This window comes from Desulfosarcina sp., assembly GCF_033791525.1.
Lineage (GTDB): Bacteria > Desulfobacterota > Desulfobacteria > Desulfobacterales > Desulfosarcinaceae > Desulfosarcina.
Window position 1 is genome coordinate 1 of sequence record NZ_JASJGN010000270.1, and the last position, 2,787, is coordinate 2,787.

Annotated in this window: 2 protein-coding genes; both read right to left on the minus strand. The window is 53.6% G+C overall.

Annotated elements, in window-relative coordinates; translation table 11 throughout:
* The coding region (locus QNK41_RS13570; protein ID WP_319257811.1) for an HD domain-containing protein at positions 1-1,970 on the minus strand (1,970 nt) is incomplete at its 3' end.
* Positions 1,971-2,296: 326 nt separating this feature from the next.
* Positions 2,297-2,787 (minus strand): ammonium transporter (locus QNK41_RS13575; protein WP_413815152.1); only part of this gene is annotated, 491 nt, incomplete at its 5' end.

Genomic DNA, 2,787 nt, shown 5'->3' on the forward strand with positions numbered 1-2,787 from the left:
GTGTAGAGCATGTACCGGGGAGACATAAAGCTGAGCAACCGGTCCAGCTGGTCCGGCGCCATTCCTGCAGGCATGGCGCCAACCACCGCCTGCCGCTTTTTCTCGACGGTTCTCACTGCGCGACCGGTGGCCAGTTCGCCGTGCTCGAGAACATTGAGGACCTTGAAAAAAAGATTTTTGAGCAGCGAAGCGGTCCAGTCATTCCAGGCCTTGGGTCCGGTGGCCATGGAGTCGGCGACGGTGAGCAGATAGATCATTTTCAACACATCGGCCTTTTTGATGACCCGTGCCATGGCGACGGCTGTCTCTTCGTCGTTGACGTCCCTTCGTGTGGCCGTCAGAACGAGCAGCAGATGATGCTCGACGAGAAAGGCAACGGTTTTGGCATCCACGGGACTGGCGCCTTTCTCCAGGAGGATTTTTTCAGCCAGGACGGCGCCGCGTTCGGAGTGGCCGCTTTTGGGTTCCCCTTTGCCGATGTCATGAAGCAGGGCGGCCCACAACAGAGCCTTCTTTTTTTTTAATTCCTTATACAAGTGGTGGGCGAGGGGGTCTGCCTCGGCCCCCGCATCAGTATCGAAACCCCGCAAAATTTTTATGGTGTAAAGCAGGTGTCTGGCTACCGGGTAAAGGTGATACTGGTCGAACTGGATCCGGTTGGCCACCGATTTGAAATCCGGAATGAATCGGGCCAGAAAACCCGTGTACAACATCTGGTTGAGCACCTCGAAGGCCCGGTTGGAGCGGATCAGGATGCGCTCGAACTGTTGAACCACTTTTGGATCACGCCTGAATGGTTCGTCTACCAGATGCGCGAAATCTTTCACCAGCCGTTTGGCTTCGCTGTTCAGCGGCGCCCGATGTATGGCGCTCTCCGCAAAGATATCTATCAACAGACCCGGGTTGTTGAGGATTTTTTCCGGAGAGATGAAATTCAGCATTCCCCGGTTGAATTTAAGCCCTTTGACATGGGTGGTCTTCAGCCCTTTGTTTTTTCTTTTGAGACGTTTTTTCTGTTCCATCTCGTACAGGAACATCTCGTGCTGCTGCTTCACATATTCCATATGACCGTGAAGTTCGCCCAACAGGTGTTCCACTGGCAGGTGTCCGTTGACAGCCTTTACTCCCATCACCTCCGCCAGCTTGCGTTGCTGCTCCAGATGAATCTGATCACTTTTTCGGTTCATCATCAGGTGAAACCGGTTTCTCACGTTCCAGATGAAGGCAAGGGCTTCGGACAGGCGCGTGAAATCATCATGGGAAAAATAGCCATAGTACTCTAAATCCCGGCGCTGTTTGATGCCGGATTTGATCTTGGCGATCCACAGCATGGTGTGGTAGTCACGCAACCCCCCTTGGCCCTCCTTGAAGTTGGGTTCCAGCAGGTAGGACGAGTCGCCGAAACGTCGGTGCCGTTCCCGGTTGGTTTCCACCAGCCATGAGATGATTGTGTCGGGTTTGAGATTGATGAATTTGGTGCGGATCTGGTCCATTAATGTCATGAACAACGGAGACATGCCGCAGATGAAACGGGCATCCAGGATGGAGGTCAGCACCTCGAAATCCTTACGCGCCATGGTGACGCACTCTTTGATGGAACGCGTGGCATGCCCCACATCCAGCCCCATGTCCCACAACGGATAGACGATCTCGCGCACCAGATCCTCTGCCAGCCGGGGAACCTTTTTTTCGAACAGGAACAGCAGGTCCACATCAGAGTAAACGCATTGCTCCGCCCGACCGTACCCTCCCAGGGCAACGATCGCATAGGGGTTTTTGGCGATGTCCATTTTCGGCCCCACGCTGCTTTTTTCGTAGCGTTGACGAAAATAGTCGTCGATGAGCCGGGCATTGTCATCGAGAAAATAAGGCGCGTCTCCTGCCAACAGTTTTTCGATGAGCTGTGTCCGCCCGTTCTTCAGGGCCAGGGAGACATCGGTGTAACGGTGGTGAGGGTCCGTATCGGTCACATCCATATCCTTTGTGTTTTTATAGCAGGGATCAAACAGAGCAACCCGCGTGCCAGTCGGCGTAATTTGTTAATTGTATAATGATAAAGATAGGTTGCGATTATATATGCGATCGCGTGAATTTACAACTACATTCCAAAAATGTAATTATATATTTTCTAAAATTACAAAATTGGGATTTAAGGCATGGGAACTGAAATTGCCGTAAACTTGGCATTTCCAACTGAATAATGCACCTTGAAGCAGCGGGACCAGCCGCTTCAAGGTGCATTCAGGGTAGGAACAGAGATTAACGGTCTTTTAAAAAAGTGACCTAACCGTTTCGATTAAGATTGGGTTGCCGGGCTTGTGGACGCGGCGTAGCTGGGCAATCCTGATGGGGGCGGTCCGGAAAGGGATGAGATTCCACCGTGTGTGGAAACACCGAAGTCCGGGTAGGCGATGCCACCGTGTTCGGCGTAGTCCAGTCCCTCCAACTCTTCTTCCGGTGAAACCCGCAGGCCGATCGTCTTGTCGATCAGTTTGAACATCACGAGGGCTGCGGGGAAGGTCCAGAGAAAACAGGCGGCGATACCCAACAACTGCACACCGATGATGCCGGCGGATGTCCCGCCGATGTTAAAGATGCCGGCGGCCAGGGTGCCCCAGGCACCGCAGACGCCGTGAACGGAGACGGCACCCACCGGATCGTCGATTCTGATCTTGTCGAAAAACATGACCGAGAAGACGACGATGACACCGGCGGCGGCCCCGATAATGATCGCGCTGGAGGGCGATACATTGGCACAGCCTGCGGTGATGCCCACGAGACCGGCCA